Annotated in this window: 18 protein-coding genes; 3 read left to right on the top strand and 15 right to left on the bottom strand. The window is 76.2% G+C overall.

From position 1 onward, the window contains the following. Window position 1 precedes the first annotated feature (1 nt). Window positions 2–1516, bottom strand: a complete 1515-nt coding sequence (gene guaB / locus ACI79W_RS01955) for an IMP dehydrogenase (RefSeq protein WP_456560386.1) — start codon at window positions 1514–1516, stop codon at window positions 2–4. Window positions 1517–1652: 136 nt separating this feature from the next. On the opposite strand from guaB, the gene ACI79W_RS01950 reads away from it, so the two are divergent. Next, on the top strand, window positions 1653–2051 hold the full coding sequence (locus ACI79W_RS01950; RefSeq protein ID WP_456560385.1) for a DUF5319 family protein: 399 nt from the start codon (window positions 1653–1655) through the stop codon (window positions 2049–2051). Window positions 2052–2449: 398 nt separating this feature from the next. Here ACI79W_RS01950 and ACI79W_RS01945 read toward each other — a convergent pair whose 3' ends face one another. Then, window positions 2450–3157 carry a response regulator transcription factor gene (locus tag ACI79W_RS01945; protein WP_456560384.1) on the bottom strand — a complete coding sequence of 236 codons (708 nt, stop codon included), beginning with the start codon at window positions 3155–3157 and terminating at the stop codon, window positions 2450–2452. 388 nt (window positions 3158–3545) lie between these two features. Between ACI79W_RS01945 and ACI79W_RS01940 the strand changes: the two genes are divergently transcribed. Continuing rightward, a complete protein-coding gene (locus ACI79W_RS01940) occupies window positions 3546–3845 on the top strand; it encodes a WhiB family transcriptional regulator (protein WP_091929063.1) in 300 nt (99 codons plus the stop codon). A 156-nt stretch (window positions 3846–4001) separates the two neighbouring features. On the opposite strand, the gene groL is transcribed toward ACI79W_RS01940, so the two are convergent. Next, complete coding sequence (groL, locus tag ACI79W_RS01935; RefSeq protein ID WP_456560383.1) at window positions 4002–5645, bottom strand: chaperonin GroEL; 1644 nt, start codon at window positions 5643–5645, stop codon at window positions 4002–4004. A 151-nt stretch (window positions 5646–5796) separates the two neighbouring features. Continuing rightward, window positions 5797–6105, bottom strand: a complete 309-nt coding sequence (groES, locus tag ACI79W_RS01930; protein WP_166531823.1) for a co-chaperone GroES — start codon at window positions 6103–6105, stop codon at window positions 5797–5799. Window positions 6106–6300: 195 nt separating this feature from the next. Between groES and ACI79W_RS01925 the strand changes: the two genes are divergently transcribed. Then, on the top strand, window positions 6301–7536 hold the full coding sequence (locus tag ACI79W_RS01925) for a THUMP-like domain-containing protein (RefSeq protein WP_456560382.1): 1236 nt from the start codon (window positions 6301–6303) through the stop codon (window positions 7534–7536). Here ACI79W_RS01925 and tsaD read toward each other — a convergent pair. From tsaD to ACI79W_RS01870, 11 genes are all read right to left on the bottom strand, one after another. Then, window positions 7526–8560 carry a tRNA (adenosine(37)-N6)-threonylcarbamoyltransferase complex transferase subunit TsaD gene (gene tsaD / locus ACI79W_RS01920; RefSeq protein ID WP_456560381.1) on the bottom strand — a complete coding sequence of 345 codons (1035 nt, stop codon included), beginning with the start codon at window positions 8558–8560 and terminating at the stop codon, window positions 7526–7528. The two genes, ACI79W_RS01925 and tsaD, sit on opposite strands and share 11 nt — an antisense overlap. Before the next feature lie 67 nt (window positions 8561–8627). Beyond that, window positions 8628–9080: a ribosomal protein S18-alanine N-acetyltransferase gene (gene rimI / locus ACI79W_RS01915; RefSeq protein WP_456560380.1), complete on the bottom strand. Its 453-nt coding sequence runs from the start codon at window positions 9078–9080 to the stop codon at window positions 8628–8630. Next, entirely contained in the window at window positions 9077–9712 is a 636-nt protein-coding gene (tsaB, locus tag ACI79W_RS01910; protein ID WP_456560379.1) for a tRNA (adenosine(37)-N6)-threonylcarbamoyltransferase complex dimerization subunit type 1 TsaB, read from the bottom strand. Before tsaB ends, rimI begins: the two co-directional genes overlap by 4 nt. Window positions 9713–9718: 6 nt before the next feature. After that, window positions 9719–10243, bottom strand: a complete 525-nt coding sequence (locus tag ACI79W_RS01905) for a GNAT family N-acetyltransferase (RefSeq protein WP_456560378.1) — start codon at window positions 10241–10243, stop codon at window positions 9719–9721. A gap of 315 nt (window positions 10244–10558) precedes the next feature. Beyond that, window positions 10559–10687 (bottom strand): hypothetical protein, encoded by a 129-nt coding sequence (locus ACI79W_RS01900; RefSeq protein ID WP_456560377.1) that lies wholly within the window; start codon window positions 10685–10687, stop codon window positions 10559–10561. Window positions 10688–10889: 202 nt separating this feature from the next. Then, window positions 10890–11342, bottom strand: coding sequence for a tRNA (adenosine(37)-N6)-threonylcarbamoyltransferase complex ATPase subunit type 1 TsaE (gene tsaE / locus ACI79W_RS01895; protein ID WP_456560376.1), 453 nt, complete (start codon window positions 11340–11342; stop codon window positions 10890–10892). Beyond that, a complete protein-coding gene (locus ACI79W_RS01890) occupies window positions 11339–11977 on the bottom strand; it encodes a uracil-DNA glycosylase (protein WP_456560375.1) in 639 nt (212 codons plus the stop codon). Before ACI79W_RS01890 ends, tsaE begins: the two co-directional genes overlap by 4 nt. Before the next feature lie 44 nt (window positions 11978–12021). After that, on the bottom strand, window positions 12022–13227 hold the full coding sequence (locus ACI79W_RS01885; RefSeq protein ID WP_456560374.1) for an alpha/beta fold hydrolase: 1206 nt from the start codon (window positions 13225–13227) through the stop codon (window positions 12022–12024). After that, the gene (alr, locus tag ACI79W_RS01880; protein ID WP_456560373.1) at window positions 13227–14363 is read right to left on the bottom strand and encodes an alanine racemase; all 1137 of its coding nucleotides are present in this window, start codon (window positions 14361–14363) and stop codon (window positions 13227–13229) included. Before alr ends, ACI79W_RS01885 begins: the two co-directional genes overlap by 1 nt. Continuing rightward, window positions 14360–15826: an NAD(P)H-hydrate dehydratase gene (locus ACI79W_RS01875; RefSeq protein WP_456560372.1), complete on the bottom strand. Its 1467-nt coding sequence runs from the start codon at window positions 15824–15826 to the stop codon at window positions 14360–14362. Before ACI79W_RS01875 ends, alr begins: the two co-directional genes overlap by 4 nt. Beyond that, window positions 15823–16209 carry a holo-ACP synthase gene (locus ACI79W_RS01870; protein WP_456560371.1) on the bottom strand — a complete coding sequence of 129 codons (387 nt, stop codon included), beginning with the start codon at window positions 16207–16209 and terminating at the stop codon, window positions 15823–15825. Before ACI79W_RS01870 ends, ACI79W_RS01875 begins: the two co-directional genes overlap by 4 nt. Window positions 16210–16257: the final 48 nt, after the last annotated feature.

The raw sequence follows: 16257 nt of genomic DNA, 5'->3' as shown, positions 1-16257 counted from the left end.
CTCAGCGCCCCCGGTAGTTCGGGGCCTCGACGGTCATCTGGATGTCGTGGGGGTGGCTCTCCACCAGGCCCGCCGAGGTGATGCGGGTCAGCTGACCGCGCTCCTTCAGCTCGGCGACGGTACCGGCCCCGGCGTAGCCCATGGAGGCGCGCAGTCCACCGACGAGCTGGTGGGCGACCCCGGAGAGCGCCCCGCGGTAGGGCACCTGGCCCTCGATGCCCTCGGGGACGAGCTTGTCGTCGGAGAGGACGTCGTCGGCGAAGTAGCGGTCGCGGCTGAACGACTGGTTGCCGCGCTTCTGCATGGCGCCGAGGCTGCCCATGCCGCGGTAGGTCTTGTACTGCTTGCCGTTCATGAAGACCAGCTCGCCCGGGGCCTCCTCGACCCCGGCGAAGAGCCCGCCGATCATCACGGTGTCCGCGCCGGCGACGAGCGCCTTGGCGATGTCACCGGAGTACTGCAGCCCGCCGTCGGCGATCACCGGGACCCCGGCCGGGCCGGCCGCGAGCCAGGCCTCGTAGATGGCGCTGATCTGCGGCACGCCGACGCCGGCGACCACGCGGGTGGTGCAGATGGAACCGGGGCCCACGCCCACCTTCACCGCGTCCGCCCCGGCGTCGACGAGGGCCTGCGCGCCGGCTCGGGTCGCGACGTTGCCGCCGACGACCTCCAGCCCACCCTCACCACCGAAGTCCTTCTTGACCCGGGTGACCATCTCCAGCACCGCCCGCTGGTGGCCGTGCGCGGTGTCGACGACGAGGACGTCGACGCCGGCGTCGACCAGCAGGCCGGCGCGCTTGTAGGCGTCCTCGCCGACGCCCAGCGCGGCGCCCACGACCAGGCGCCCGTCGGCGTCCTTGGTCGAGAGCGGGAACTGGTCGCGCTTGACGAAGTCCTTGACGGTGATCAGCCCGCGCAGGCGCCCGGCGTCGTCGACCAGCGGCAGCTTCTCGATCTTGTGCTTGGACAGCAGACCCAGGGCCGTCTCCGGGTCGACACCCACCGGTGCGGTGACCAGCGGCATCGGCGTCATGACGTCGCGCACGAGCCGGTTCATGTCGGTCTCGAAGCGCATGTCGCGGTTCGTGACGATGCCGACCAGGACGCCGTCGGCGTCGACGACCGGCGCACCGGAGATGCGGTAGCGGGCCGACAGCGCGTCGACCTCGGCCAACGTGTTGTCCGGCGAGCACGTGACCGGGTTGGTGACCATGCCGGCCTCCGACCGCTTGACCAGGTCGACCTGGCCGGCCTGCTCCTCCGCGGACAGGTTGCGGTGCAGCACGCCCATGCCACCGACGCGGGCCATGGCGATCGCCATGCGCGCCTCGGTCACGGTGTCCATCGCACTGGACAGCAGCGGCACCGCCAGGGTGATCCGCCGGGTCACCCGGCTGCTGGTGTCCACCTCGGCCGGGACGACGTCGGACGCCCCGGGCACGAGCAGGACGTCGTCGTAGGTCAGCCCGAGCCGGGCGAACTTCGCCGGCAGCTCGGGCACGGAGTCGGGCTGCATGTGCGCGGCCACCCTTCGGCGCGGTTCGGGTCGGACACCGGTCGACACACCTCGCGGGCGCGGAGGACCTCGTCCGATCGTAGGCGGCGGCACGGAGGGGGCGGTGCTCCGCCTGCTCGACGGCTACCGTGTGACCGTGTCTCCGTTCGACGACGCCTTCGGGCCGGACTTCGGCCCGGCCGACGGGCCAGCACCTCCGCCGCTCACGATGGAGGAGCGCGCCGGCGTGCTCGACGACCTGGCCGAGCTCGAGGTCTTCCGCACCCTCCTCGAGCCGACCGGCATCAAGGGCATCGTGGTCGACTGCCCCGACTGCGAGGAGGAGCACCACGTCGACTGGGCGCTGATGCAGGCCAACCTGCGCCAGCTCCTCGACGAGGGGCAGACCGGCCGCCACGAACCGCCGTTCGACCCGAACCCCGACGACTACGTCAGCTGGGACTACGCCAGCGGGTACGCCGACGGCGTCGCGGCGCTCGCCGAGCGGGACGAGCCCAGCGGCGGGCGCACCGGCCGGCACGCCCGCGACGACTGAGTTCATCGCGATCCTCCGGATCGCACCGCGGCCACGTGCCGTCCCCCGGTCTCGCCGAGCCCCCCGTCGTCCCTGCGCGGGACCCTCCGGGCCCCACTCGGGCCGACCCCGCACCGCACCGCGGCCACGTGCCGTCCCCCGGTCTCGCCGAGCCCCCCGTCGTCCCTGCGCGGGACCCTCCGGGCCCCACTCGGGCCGACCCCGCACCGCACCGCGGCCACGTGCCGTCGGGCTACGGAGCCGAGATGCGCGACAAGGGGGTCTGCGGCGCCGTCCAGGGCCCGATCTCCCGGAAGTCGGCCTCCTGGCACGGTGCGCCGGCGGGCGGGAACGCATCGAGGGCCGCCTCCCGGTGCGGGAGGCGGCCCTCGGTGCGCGTGCGGCGGTCGGGTGACCGGTCAGGTCATGATCCCGCGGCGGAAGCCGGTGGCCACCGCCTCGGCGCGGTCCTTGGCGCCGAGCTTGCGGAACAGCCGGCGGGCGTGGGTCTTGATGGTGTCCTCGGAGAGGTAGAGCTCCCGGCCGATCTGGGCGTTGCTCTTGCCCTGGCTCATCCCGGTGAGGACCTGCATCTCGCGCATGGACAGCGCCACGGCAGGCGCGGCGTCCCGCACCGTCGAGCGCACCGTGGTCGGCGCGGAGCCCGCCAGGGGGGCGGCGCTCCACGCGGGAGCGGGGGCGGCAGCCTGCTGCGGGATCCGGCCGTCGGCCCGCAGCCCGACCCGCGAGAGGCCCAGGCCCATCTCGATGGCGGTCGCGTCCCAGCGCAGGTAGCCGCGGGCCCCGAAAGCCACGGCGGCGCGGACGCTGTCGGCGTCGTCGGGCGCGCCGAGGACGAGCACCGGCAGGCCCGGGTACGACCGCAGCGCCTGCGTGGCGGCGGAGAGCCCTGTGTCGACGGCGCGCTGGGTGCCGACGACCAGGACGTCGGGCGTGCGGGTGGCCAGGCGGGCCATCAGCGACTGCGCGTCACCGACCACCTCGACGCGGCCGACGAAGGGCAGGGCGACCAGCCGTGAGGCGACGTCGTCCCGGACCCGCCGCCGCTCGTCGTACACCCACACGGTCGCGCCCTGCACGGGTGCGCGCATCCTGTCGTCGATCACGCCAGCTCCTCGCTCCCCCCGGTCGCTCGGCGGCCGGGTCCCCCACCGGCCGGGAAGGCACCCGGCCGGGTGTCGCCGAGGGGGGGGGGGGGGGGGGGGGCCCCCCCCCCCCCCCCCCCCCCCCCCCCCCCCCTCCGCGCAGGTCGGGCAGCCGGTCCGGGTAGCTCCCCCTTCCCGGACGTCAGCACGACCTGGAGCCACAGTGATCGACTCCCGGGCGGCGGAACAGACGCCCTCACCCCGGGGGGTGAGCGGCCCCGGACCAGGTGACGGAGTGCACACGGGGCAAAAGTTGCGAATCGGCTGTGTTTGGACGTGGGACGGCGAGGGCACCGGGCCCCTTGCAGCCGGACAGCCCCCTCCGGCTCTACCGAGTCCTGGAGGAGACATGGCCGACATCCGCAGACTCCCGACGCCCGTGGCCGAGGTCTGGGACTGGCAGCTCCACGGAGCCTGCCGTGGCGAGAACACGTCCCTCTTCTTCCACCCCGACGGGGAGCGCGGGCCGGCCCGGGCGCGGCGGCAGTCCGCGGCCAAGGCCGTCTGCTCCCGGTGCCCGGTCGTCGACGCGTGCCTGAAGCACGCGCTCGCCGTCCGCGAGCCCTACGGCGTCTGGGGTGGCATGAGCGAGGAGGAGCGGGCCCGGCTGATCGCGGCCGAGCCCGCTGCGGTCGCCGCCGGGGTCTAGCTCCCCACCAGCACGCGAGAGGGCCCGGTCCAGAATTCCTGGACCGGGCCCTCTCGCGTGTGCGCGGTGTCCTCCCCCGCCGTGGCGCGTCCTCCCCCCCCCGGCAGACGGTGAGGGAGGACACGCCACGATCAGGTCAGGTGGTCTCGCCGAGGCTCAGTGGCTGTGCCCGTGGCCGTGGGAGTGGCCGTGGGTGTGGTGCCCACCGGCGCCGTGCTCGTGCTCCTCCTCCGGCGCCTCGACGACGGCGGAGTCGGTGGTGAGCACCATCGCCGCGATCGAGACGGCGTTGCCCAGCGCTGCCTTGGTGACCTTCACCGGGTCGATGACGCCCTGCGCGGCGAGGTCGCCGTACTCGCCGGTCGCGGCGTTGAAGCCCTGACCGGCGCCGGCCTCGCGCACCTTGGCGACGACGACGCGGCCCTCGAAGCCCGCGTTCTCGGCGATCTGCACCAGCGGGGCGTCCAGCGCCGTGCGCACCGCACGGGCGCCGGTGAGCTCGTCGCCCTCCAGCGAGAGGGCCTCGATCGCGCTCGCGGCGTGCACCAGGGCGGACCCGCCGCCGGGGATCACGCCCTCCTCCACCGCCGCGCGGGTGGCGGCGATGGCGTCCTCGATGCGGTGCTTGCGCTCCTTGAGCTCGACCTCGGTGGCCGCGCCGACCCGGATGACGCCGATGCCGCCGGCCAGCTTGGCCAGCCGCTCCTGCAGCTTCTCGCGGTCCCAGTCGGAGTCGGTCGCCTCGATCTCGCGGCGGATCTGCGCCACGCGGTCACCGATGGCCTGCGAGGTGCCGCCGCCGTCGACGATGGTGGTCTCGTCCTTGGTGACGGTGACCCGCCGGGCGGTGCCGAGCACCTCGAGGCCGACCTGGTCGAGCTTGAGGCCGACGTCCTCGCTGACCACCTGCCCGCCGGTGACGACGGCGAGGTCGGTCATGAAGGCCTTGCGCCGGTCGCCGAAGAAGGGTGACTTCACCGCGACGACCTTGACGGTCTTGCGGATCGAGTTGACGACCAGGGTGGAGAGCGCCTCGCCCTCGACGTCCTCGGCCACGATCAGCAGCGGGCGCCCGCCGGTGGACAGCACCTTCTCCAGCAGCGGCAGGAGGTCGGCCAGTGCGCTGATCTTGCCGCTGACCAGCAGCACGAGGGCGTCCTCGAGGACGGCCTCCATGGCCTCGGGGTCGGTGACGAAGTAGGGCGAGAGGTAGCCCTTGTCGAACTGGACGCCCTCGGTGACGTCGAGCTCGGTGGAGAGGGTGTTGCTCTCCTCCACGGTGATGACGCCGTCCTTGCCGACGCGCTCCATCGCCTCGCCGATCAGCTCACCGACCTCGGCGTCCTGCGCGGAGATGGTGGCGACGCCGGCGATGGCCTCGCGCTTCTCCACCGGGGTGGCGGCGGCGTCGAGGGCGGCGTGCACGGCGTCGACGGCGGCACGCATGCCGCGGCCCAGCGCCATCGGGTTCGCGCCGGCGGCGACGTTCCGCATGCCCTCGTGCACCAGCGCCTGGGCGAGCACGGTCGCCGTCGTGGTGCCGTCACCGGCGACGTCGTTGGTCTTGGTGGCGACGCTCTTCGCCAGCTGGGCGCCGAGGTTCTCGTACGGGTCCTCGAGCTCGACCTCGCGGGCGATGGTGACGCCGTCGTTGGTGATGGTCGGGGCGCCGAACTTCTTGTCGAGGACGACGTTGCGGCCGCGCGGGCCGATCGTCACCTTGACCGCGTCGGCGAGCTTGTCGACACCGCGCTCCAGGGCTCGGCGGGCGTCCTCGTTGAACTTGATGATCTTGGCCATGGGCCCTTCCGATCAGTCAGTGCAGGGCGAAAGACGACCGCCCCGGGACCCGGTGTTCGGGTCGCCGGGGCGGTCGTTGGTGAGGTGCTGGGACGGCCCCGTCGCAGGGCCCCGCGGCGAGCTGGCGAGCCGCGGGGTGCGACGGGTCCTTTTACTTCGAGACGACGGCGAGCAGGTCGCGGGCGGAGAGCACGAGGTACTCCTCGCCGGCGTACTTGACCTCGGTGCCGCCGTACTTCGAGTAGATGACCACGTCGCCGACGTTCACGTCGAGCGGGACGCGGTTGCCGTTGTCGTCGATGCGGCCGGGGCCCACGGCGACGACGGTGCCCTCCTGGGGCTTCTCCTTGGCGGTGTCCGGGATGACCAGACCGGAAGCGGTGGTGGTCTCGGCCTCGTTGGCCTGGACCACGACCCGGTCCTCCAGCGGCTTGATGCTGACCTTGGTAGCGGTCGTCACGTCGGTGACGCCCCCTTCGGTGTCGGACGGCAGGGATGTTCGATGCTGTGGCACGAGGTCGGGCGCCCGCCGTCGCGGGGGTCGGGCGCCAGCCCGTGTCGCTTGGCACTCTACCCAGGAGAGTGCCAGCCACTCAACCCGGTCGCCAGGGTGGGTGACGGCGAGCCGGAGCAGCGCGTACGCCACGCTGTGCCGGTGGACCGGCCATCCGAGGAGCAGACCGCCGAGACGGTGCGCCAGCTGCGCGCGCTGACGACCCCGGAGGGCGCGGCGGCGCTGGCGCGCGCGGCGGCGCTGCTGGCCGAGGGAGCCGACGCGGTGACCGCCCTGACCCGGCTGCGCGCCGAGGTGGGCACGGACCTCGCCGGTCCCGCGTGGGGCGTCGCCCGGCAGCGGCAGCGGGCCAGGGCGGCGTTCGGGGCGGACGCCGACCGGATGCTGTTCACCGGTGACACCCTCGAGCAGGCCGGACGCCCGGCGCTAGCCGCCCGGCGCGCGGCCCGGTTGCTGGCCGGGGGCGCCGACTCCGTCGCCGACCTGGGGTGCGCGGCGGGCACCGACACGATCGCGCTCGCCCGCGCGGGTGCCCGGGTCCTCGCCGTCGACGTCGACCCGGTGGCCCGGGAGCTGACCGCCGCCAACGCCGAGGCACTGGGGGTCGCCGACGACGTCTGGGTGGTGGCCGGTGACGCGGTCGAGGTCGTGGCCGCCGCCCGCGGGGGCGAGGTGGCCGGGTGCGGCGCCGCCGTCCTCGACCCTGCCCGGCGGGCCGGCGGCCGGCGGCTGCTGGACCCGGACCGCTGGTCGCCGCCGTGGTCGACCGTCGCGGAGCTGCTCGCGAAGGTGCCGACGTCGGTGGTCAAGGTGGCGCCCGGCCTGGACCACGAGCGGGTGCCCGAGGGCGTGGAGGCCGAGTGGGTGTCGGTCGGCGGCTCGATCGTCGAGGCGCTGCTGTGGGGTCCCGCGGTGTCGGCGACCTGGCGGCGGGCGACCGTGCTCGGCGACGGCGAGGTCCACGAGCTCACCGCGGACGCCGATCCGGGGCCCGCACCGGACGGGCCGGTGCGGTCCTGGCTGCACGAGCCCGACCCCGCCGCCATCCGCTCCGGGCTGGTGTCGCTCGTCGCCGCCGACCTGAGCGCGACCCTGGTCGACCCGACCATCGCCTACCTGACCTCCGACGAGCACGCCGGCTCCCCGTGGGTCAGCTCCTACCGGGTCGACGAGGTGCTGCCGTTCAACCTCAAGAAGCTCAGGGCGCTGCTGCGCGACCGCGGGGTGGGCCGGGTGGTGGTGAAGAAGCGCGGCTCGGCGATCGAGCCGGAGACCCTGGCCCGGCAGCTCCGCGGCCCCGGCGGCGGCACGGCGACCGTCGTCGTCACCCGGGTCGCCGGCGCCCCGACCGCCCTGGTGTGCGACGTCAGCGGCTGACGACGTCGATCGGCAGGGAGCTGTCCGCCCCGAGGTCCGGGGCGGACGGCGCGACGCCCGCGGCGACCAGCCGCGAGCCCAGGGCCGCCACCATCGCCCCGTTGTCGGTGCAGAGCCTGGGGCTGGGCACCCGCAGCACGATGCCGGCCGCCGCGCAGCGCTCCTCGGCCAGGGCGCGCAGCCGCGAGTTGGCCGCCACTCCCCCGCCGAGCACGAGGTGGTCGACGCCGTGGTCGCGGCAGGCGCGCACGGCCTTGGCGGTGAGGACGTCGGCGACCGCCTCCTGGAACGAGGCGGCGACGTCGGCCACCGGCACCGGCTCACCCGCGCGCTCCCGGGCCTCGATCCACCGGGCGACGGCGGTCTTCAGGCCCGAGAAGGAGAAGTCGTAGGCGGGGTCGCGGGGGCCGGTGAGCCCGCGCGGGAAGGTGATCGCGTGCGGGTCGCCCTCGCGGGCGGCCCGGTCGATCGGCGGGCCACCGGGGAACGGCAGCCCGAGCACACGGGCGACCTTGTCGAACGCCTCCCCCGCCGCGTCGTCGATCGTCCGCCCCAGCGACTGCACCTCCTGGGCCAGATCGGGCACCAGCAGCAGCGAGCTGTGGCCGCCGGAGACCAGCATCGCGATCGACGGTTCGGCGAGCGGGCCGTGCTGCAGCTCGTCGACGGCGACGTGCGCGGCGAGGTGGTTGACCCCGTAGAGCGGCTTGCCGAGCGCGAGGGCGTACGCCTTGGCGGCCGCGACCCCGACGAGCAGCGCACCGGTCAACCCGGGGCCGCTCGTCACCGCCACGGCGTCGACGTCGGCGGCGCTGACACCTGCCTCGGCCAGCGCCCGGTGCACCGTCGGCACCATCGCCTCCAGGTGGGCGCGCGAGGCGATCTCGGGGACGACGCCGCCGAAGCGCTCGTGCTCCGCCATCGAGGTGGCCAGCGCGTCGGCGAGCAGGGTGTGCCCGCGGACGATGCCCACGCCGGTCTCGTCGCAGGAGGTCTCGAACCCGATGACCAGCGGCTCCGTCACGGCGTCCCTCCGTCCCATGTCGCTCCCGCGGGGCGCTCCGCTCCTCGCTCGTTCCTCGCTGCGATGCTCACGCCCCTGTGCGCTCCCTCTTCATGACCACGGCGTCCGTGCCGCTGGGCTGGTAGTAGCCACGCCGCCGGCCGATCTCGGTGAACCCGCGGCGGCGGTAGAGCCCCTGCGCGGTCTCGTTGTCCGCGCGCACCTCCAGCAGCACCACCGGGACGCCGCGCCGGTCGGCCTCGGCCAGCAGCGCGTCCAGCAGCCGGGCGCCGATGCCCTCGCCCTGCCGTGCGCCGGTCACCCCGATCGTGGCCACGTGGGCCTCGTCGTCGTAGGCGATCAGCCCGGCGTACCCGACGACGCCGCCGTCGTCCTCGGCCACCAGGTAGTGGCGGGTGTCGGGGCGGGCGAGCTCGTCGCGGTACATCGCCACCGTCCACGTGTCGGGGGCGAAGAGCTCCTCCTCCAGCCCCATGACCGCGGCCAGGTCGGCGAGCGCCATCGGCCGCAGCCGGGTCACCGGGTCACGGCCTTGATCGACGTGGGCGGCACCGCGTCGGGCCGGCGCAGGTACAGCGGCACCAGCGGGGCGGCCGATCCCGGATCGGCGAGTTGGGTCGCGGCCGCACGGAGCAGGCCCGCGGTGGTCACCTCCGCCGGCGCCACCGCGCTCCCGAGCCGCTCGGCGAACGCCGGGTCACCGACGAACGGGCCGCCCCGGCCGAACTCCTCGGGGCGGACCACCCCGGGGCCCTCGACCCGGCGGCCGGCGTCGTCGTAGGCGGCCCAGTAGACCTCCTTGCGGCGGGCGTCGGTCACCACCGTGCGGGCCCCGCTGCCGATGGCGTCGAGCGAGCACACCCCGACCACCGGCAACCGGCGGGCGTCGGCGAGCGCGGCGGCGGTGACGACCCCGACCCGCAGACCGGTGAACGGCCCGGGGCCCAGCCCGGTGACGACGGCCTCGACCTCGCCGAGCGCGAGGCCCGCGTCGGCCAGCGCGTCCTGGATCGCCGGGGTCAGCAGCTCGGCGTGCTTCGTGCCGGAGGGGACGGCTCGCTCGGCGAGCACCTCCGTGCCGCCGTCGGGGGTCCACCGCGCGAGCCCCGCGACGAGCGTCGGGGTGGCGGTGTCGAGCGCGAGGACCAGCACGACCGATCAGCGTAGGCGAGTGCCGGCGGCCACCTCGTGGACGATCTCCAGTCCGTCCTCCTCGTCGACCTGCTGGCCCACGACGACGAAGCCCTCGGCGCGCACCAGGTCGCGCGAGGCGGTGTTCGCCGGGGCCACCGACGCGCGCACGGTGGTGACCGCGGGCTCCTGGGCCGCCTCGGCCAGCAGCGCGCGCAGCGCCGCCCGGGCGTACCCCTGACGCCGGTACCGGGGGTCGGTGGAGTAGCCGATCTCGACCATGCCGGATGCGTCCGGTGGTCCGTGGAAGCCGGCCCGGCCCACCGTCACACCGCGCACGGGGTCGTGGACCACCCGGGTGATCCAGCGGGCGCCGGCCGGGTCCGCGACGACCTGCTCGGCCCGGATGCGCCAGACCGCCCGGCACTCCGGCCCCGCGAGGTACGGGCTCAGCGGCACCGGCGCCGCCGCCTCGGCCGCGGCCAGGTCGCCGTCGGCGAGCCCGCGCAGGGCCGCCGGCCGCAGCTCGATCAGCTCCACCCGCGGGTCCACGGGCCGAAGGCTAACCAGGAACTCGTTGCCCGGGGCCGCCGCCCCGGCGCTGCGGTCGCCCCCGTGACCGCCGGGTCGGCCTCGAGCCACGAGCGAGTCAGGGATCCGGCGCTCCGGTGACCAGCGGGCGGCCGCGCGGGCCGCCCTCCGCGAGCACCGCCGTGCCCCTCTGCTGTGGCCCCGCCCGCGCCGGACGACGTCCTCTCGCCGCACCGCACCCACCCCGGAGTCCTCCGGCGCCCAGCACCACCGCCCTGCACCACCTCGTCGTCCTCGTCGAGGACCGCGACGCCGCCGCCCGCGCCCGGCGCCGCCTCACAGCTCCTTGCGGAGGTGGAGGTCGGCCGCACCGGGCGTGGGCACGCCCTCCCGCCGGAAGATCTCGCGGTGGCCCTGCCGCTCGTGGAAGGCCGGCGCCTGGAAGGTGAACGAGGTGACGAACACGTGGGTGCAGGACCTGCACGGTCAGCTCCCGCGCTGCCGCGACCCCTCGGTGGCGGCGGCCTTGCACGCGTCGAGCTCCCGGGACAACCGCTGGTCCAGCTCGGGCAGCCCACCGGCCACGACCCTGCCTTACGGCGCCGGCGTTCCGGGAGTGGTCGCGGTCGCGGATCCTGCCAGCCGGAGCCGTGCGGCCCCGCCCGTGTCAGCTCCGGTCGAGCCGGGCGGCCCACCCCGGGCCGTGCGGCACCAGCAGGGCCGTGCGGACGTCGTCGTCCCGCCGGTCCAGCCGCACCTCCAGGTGCTCGTCGGCCAGCTGCTCGACCAGTCCCTGCCCCCACTCGACGACGGTCACCGACTCGTCGGTCGAGGCGTCGAGGTCGAGGTCGTCGACGTCGGCGTGACCGCCCAGCCGGTAGGCGTCGACGTGCACCAGCGGGATGCGGCCACCACGGTGCACCCGCGCGATGACGAACGTCGGTGAGGTGACCGGCTCGCGGACGCCGAGCCCCGCGCCGATGCCCTGGGTGAGGGCGGTCTTGCCCGCGCCGAGCGGGCCGACCAGGACCACCAGGTCGCCCGGGCGGACCAGGGCGGCGAGCGCCTCGCCCAGGGCATGCGTGTCGGCGAGGTGCGGCAGCACGTGCTCCCGCTTCATCTCCGCCCCTCGAGCGATCCGGCGACGGCGGTCAGGTCGGCCAGCAGGCCGGCGCGCGGGGCGCCGTTCGGGCCGAACCGGATGGCGGCCGACGGGTGGTAGGTGGCCCACACGGCGCGGCCGTCGACCTCGTGCGCACGCCCGCGGACGGCGGCCAGGACGGTGCGCGGGCCGAGGAACCACTTGGCCGAGGAGAGCCCCAGCGCGACCACCACGGGGCTGCCGAGCAGCTCCAGCTGGCGGCGCAGCCAGCCGCCGCACCGCGCCACCTCCGGCGCCCTGGGGGTGCGGTTGCCCGGGGGCCGGCACTTGACCACGTTGAGCACTGCGGCCTGCGCGCGGTCCAGGCCCGCCTCGGCGAGGAGCTGGTCCAGCAGCGCACCCGACCTCCCGACGAACGGCCGGCCGGTCTCGTCCTCGGTCGCGCCCGGCGCCTCGCCCACCAGCACGAAGCGCGGGCGGCCGCCCAGCGGCACGTCCCCGACGACCACGTGCTGCCGGGCCGTGGCCAGCTCGGGGCACGCGACGCAGGCGCGGGCGGTGTCCGCGAGCGCCGCCCAGTCGGGAGCGGCCGCCGCGGCGCGGGCCACCTCGTCGGCGGCGGCGTCGAGCCGGGGCGGACGGGGAGCGGCCACCCCCGCACCCTAGCCGCGGCGGCGGAGCCGTCCCCGGGGCCGGGTCAGCCCGCCGCGCCGACGTCCGCTCCGGCCGCCACGCGGCGGAGCAGCCCCGCTATCGCCCGGCTGACCTCGTCGGGCTGCTCCAGGAGCACCATGTGCCCGGCGCCGGGCACGACGACGTACTCGACGGCGTTCTCACCGCTCTGCGCGAGGCGCTCGACGATGAGCTCGCTGTGCTCCTGCGGGATCATCGTGTCCCGGTCGCCGGTGAGCACCAGCGTGGGCACCCGGCGCAGGGGCTCCAGGCGGCCGGTCTCGTCGAGGCCGGCCAACGCCGGGTAGAACTCGGCGATGACGTCGACCGGCGTGCCCGCGATCATCGCGTCGACGTAGCGCACGAGGGCCGGGTCGACGTCGGAGGAGCCGAACGACAGCGCCTTCGTCGCCGCCGACACCAGGTCGGCGGCCACCCGGCGGGTGCGCTCGGCGAAGGAGGGCCGGTGCCGCATCGTCCAGGCGGCGACCGGCAGAACCGCGGCGCGCAGGCGGGTGAGCATCTCGGGCAGGCCGAAGCGGAGCTCGGCGAGGTTGCCGCTGGAGGTGGAGACCAGCGCGGCACCCCGCACCCGGGTGCCGAACAGCTCGGGCCGGAGCGCGGCAAGCCCCATGATCGTCATGCCGCCCATCGAGTGCCCCACCAGGACCACCGGGCCGCGCGGTGCGCGCGCGTCCAGGACCGCGAGCAGGTCGCGTGCCAGCTGGTCGATGGTGGAGTGCTCCGGCGCGCCCCGGCCCGAGGAACCGTGGCCCCGCTGGTCGTAGAAGACCAGGCGCGCCTGCGGCCGGTGCCCGTTACCCGTGGCCAGCTCCGCGCCGAGGGTGCGGCGCTGGAACGCCCACGACGCCATCGACAGGCTGTAGCCGTGCACGAAGACGACGGTCAGCGGCGCGTCGCGGGGGCCGATCTCCTCGACGGAGAGCAGCACGCCGTCGTCGGCCTGCACCAGGGCGGTGCGGTCGGCCGGCCGTGCATCGGCCCCCAGCGGGTCCACCTGGCGCAGCCGGCTCTCGGCCAGCGCCGTCGCCACCTCCGCCGCCGGGCCCAGCTCGGCCGCCCGCACCCGTCGGGCCGCGATGCGGCTCAGCGCGACGCCGGCCGCGGTGCCCGCGGCGGCCAGCCCGACGACGGCACCCACCACGCCGGCGGCGCGGGCCCTGGGGTGCTCGGCCGGGCGCCGGGCCGGTTGCGGGCGGCTGCGGGCCATCAGACCGCCCCCGCCGACCCGACGTAGCGGCGGGTGAACCGGCCGCCGATCCGGGTGACCAGCTCGTAGTGGATGGTGCCGACGGCGTCGGCCCACTGCTGGGCGGTGGGCTCTCCCCCGCTCCCCGGCCCCCAGAGGACCACCTCGTCGCCGACGGCGATCGGGTCGTCCCCGACGTCGAGGACGAACTGGTCCATGCAGACCCGGCCGGCGATGGTCCGCTGCCGGCCCGCCGCGAGGACGGGCGCGGTGTTGCCCGCGGCCCGCGGCACCCCGTCGGCGTAGCCGGCGGGCACGAGGGCCAGCGTGGTCTCGGCGGGGGTCGCGTAGGTGTGGCCGTAGGAGACCCCTTCCCCGGCGGCGACCCGCTTGGTCAGCGCGACCCGGGCGCGCACCGTCATCGCCGGCCGCAGCCCGTGCGCGGCGGGGTCGCCCCCGAGCGGGTCCAGCCCGTAGACGGCGACGCCGGGGCGCACCATGTCGTACCAGGTCTCGGGCAGCGCGACCGTCGCCGCCGAGTTGGCCAGGTGCCGGCGGGCGTCGGTGAGCCCCGCGGCCCGGGCGACCGCGACCGCCTCCTCGAACACCCGCACCTGCGCGTCGATGGTGGGGTGGGTGGGGGCGTCGGCGTAGGCGAGGTGGCTCCACAGCCCGGTGACCAGGACATCGCCGTCGGCCTGCGCCCGGGCGGCGGCCGCGACGAGCCCGGGCCACTCGGCGACGGGCGCCCCCTCCCGGGAGAGCCCCGTGTCGACGAACAGGTGCAGCCGGGCGGTCCGGCCGGTCGCCCGGGCCGCGGCCACCACCTCGGCCAGGCCCCAGGTGGCGTTGACCGACACCTCGACGTCCGCGGCCAGCGCGGCGGCGATGTCCGCACCCGGGCCGTTCAGCCAGGCCAGCACCGGTGCCGTGACCCCTGCGGCCCGCAGGGCCAGCGCCTCGCCCACGACGGCGACGCCCAGCTGGTCGGCGCCACCGGCGAGCGCGGCCCGAGCCGCCGGCACCAGCCCGTGCCCGTACCCGTCGGCCTTGACGACCGCCATCAGCGGTCGCCCCACCCGCGCTCGCAGCGCCGCCGTGTTCGCCGCGATGGCGTCGAGGTCGACGACCACCTCGGCACCGGTCCCGTTCGTCACGCCCCCGAGTCTGGCAGGCCGGCCGGCGGGGCACCGCGCACCCGAGCGACCGCCTCCGGCAGGTGCCGGACGACGTCACCGGCGACGAACGGTCCGCGCGCCGCGGCGACCTGCCCGGCGCGCCCGTGCACGTGCGCCGCGACCGCCGCCGCCTCGACCACGGGCAGGTTCGCCGCCAGCAGCGCGCCGGCGATCCCCGAGAGCACGTCGCCGGTACCGGCGGTGGCCAGCCAGGGCGTGCCGGTCCCGTTGACGAAGACGGCCCCCTCCGGGTCGGCGACCACGGTCGCGTCACCCTTCAGCAGGACGACGGCGCCCAGGTCCGCGGCCAGCCGGCGGGTGGCCCCGATCCGGTCGTCGCCGGGTTCGGCGCCGAACCGGGCGAACTCCCGGTCGTGCGGGGTGAGCACGGTGGGCGCCGACCGGCGGCGCACCAGCTCCGGCTCGGCGGCCAGCAGGGTGAGCCCGTCGGCGTCGACGAGCACGGGCAGGTCGGTGGCGAGCACCTCGGCCACGACGCTGCGGGCGTCGTCCCCGGTGCCCAGGCCGGGCCCGACCACCCACGCCTGGACGCGGCCGGCGTCCCCCGGCCGGCCGTCGGTCACGATCGCCTCGGGCCACGCGGCCCGGACGCCGTCGGCCGCCGTCCCCGCGTAGCGCACCAGCCCGGGCCGCGTCCGCAGCGCCGCCCCGGTGCAGAGGACGCCCGCCCCGGGGTAGGTGGCCGAGCCGGCGACGACGCCGACGACCCCCTGCGAGTACTTGTCGTCGTCGGCGTCCGGGAGCGGTAGCCGGGCGGCGGCGTCGGCGTCGGTCAGCTGCCGGGCCGACGGCGCCGGGAGGTGCGGCCCCAGCCCGATGTCGACCAGGTGGACCTCCCCGGCGTGGCCGCGGCCGGCGCCGACGACCAGGCCGGGCTTGACCGCCCCGAAGGTGACCGTGTGCATCGCCGGGAAGGCGGCACCGACCACGGCGCCGGTGTCGGCGTCCACGCCGCTGGGCAGGTCGACGGCGACCATCAGCGCGGGCCCCGCCGCCGCGCGCTCGACCAGCGCGGCGGCCGGTTGCCGGAGCCCGCCTGAGCCGCCGAGGCCGACGATCCCGTCCAGCACGAGGTCCGACCGATCGAGCACCGGCCCGGCCGCCTCGACGGCGACGGTCCGTCCGCCGGCCCGGCGGAAGGCGGCGAGCGCCGCCGGGTGGGCGCGGTCGGGGCTGAGCAGGACGGCGGTCGCGCGTGCCCCCCGGGCCGTGAGCCGCGCCCCCGCGAGGAGTGCGTCGCCACCGTTGTTCCCCGCCCCCGCCAGGACGGTGACCCGGGCGCCGTAGGGGCGCCCCAGCAGCCGCAGGCACACGGTGGCCAGGCCGGCGGCCGCGCGCTGCATGAGCGCACCCTCGGGCAGGGCGGCCAGCAGCGGGGCCTCGGCCGCGCGCACCTCGACGGCGGTGTGCAGGTCGATCACGTGGCCTCCCGGGTCAGCCCCTCGGCGACGACCACCGCTGACGCGATACCGCCGTCGTGGCTCAGCGAGACGTGCCACGAGGTGACGCCGAGCTGGGCGGCGCGACCGGCCACCGAACCGCGCACGGCCAGGTGCGGCCGGCCGTGGGCGCCGACCGTCACCTCTGCGTCGTGCCAGTGCAGGTCACCGGGGGCGCCGAGCGCCTTGGCCAGCGCTTCCTTGGCGGCGAACCGCGCGGCCAGCGACTCCCCGGTCCGCGGGGCGCCCGACGGGGTGCGCTGCTCCTCGGCGGTGAACAGCCGGTCGCGCAGCCCGGGGGTGCGGGTCAGCGAGCGCGCGAAGCGGTCGACCGGCACGACGTCGATGCCCACCCCGATGATCACGGCGCCCAGTCTGCCGCGCCGTCGTCCCGGGCGCCCGGCGCCGTCCTC

This window comes from Blastococcus sp. SYSU DS0533 (assembly GCF_054050775.1).
The sequence above is the reverse complement of the archived record's forward strand: the minus strand, read 5'-3'. Positions and strand labels throughout refer to the sequence as shown.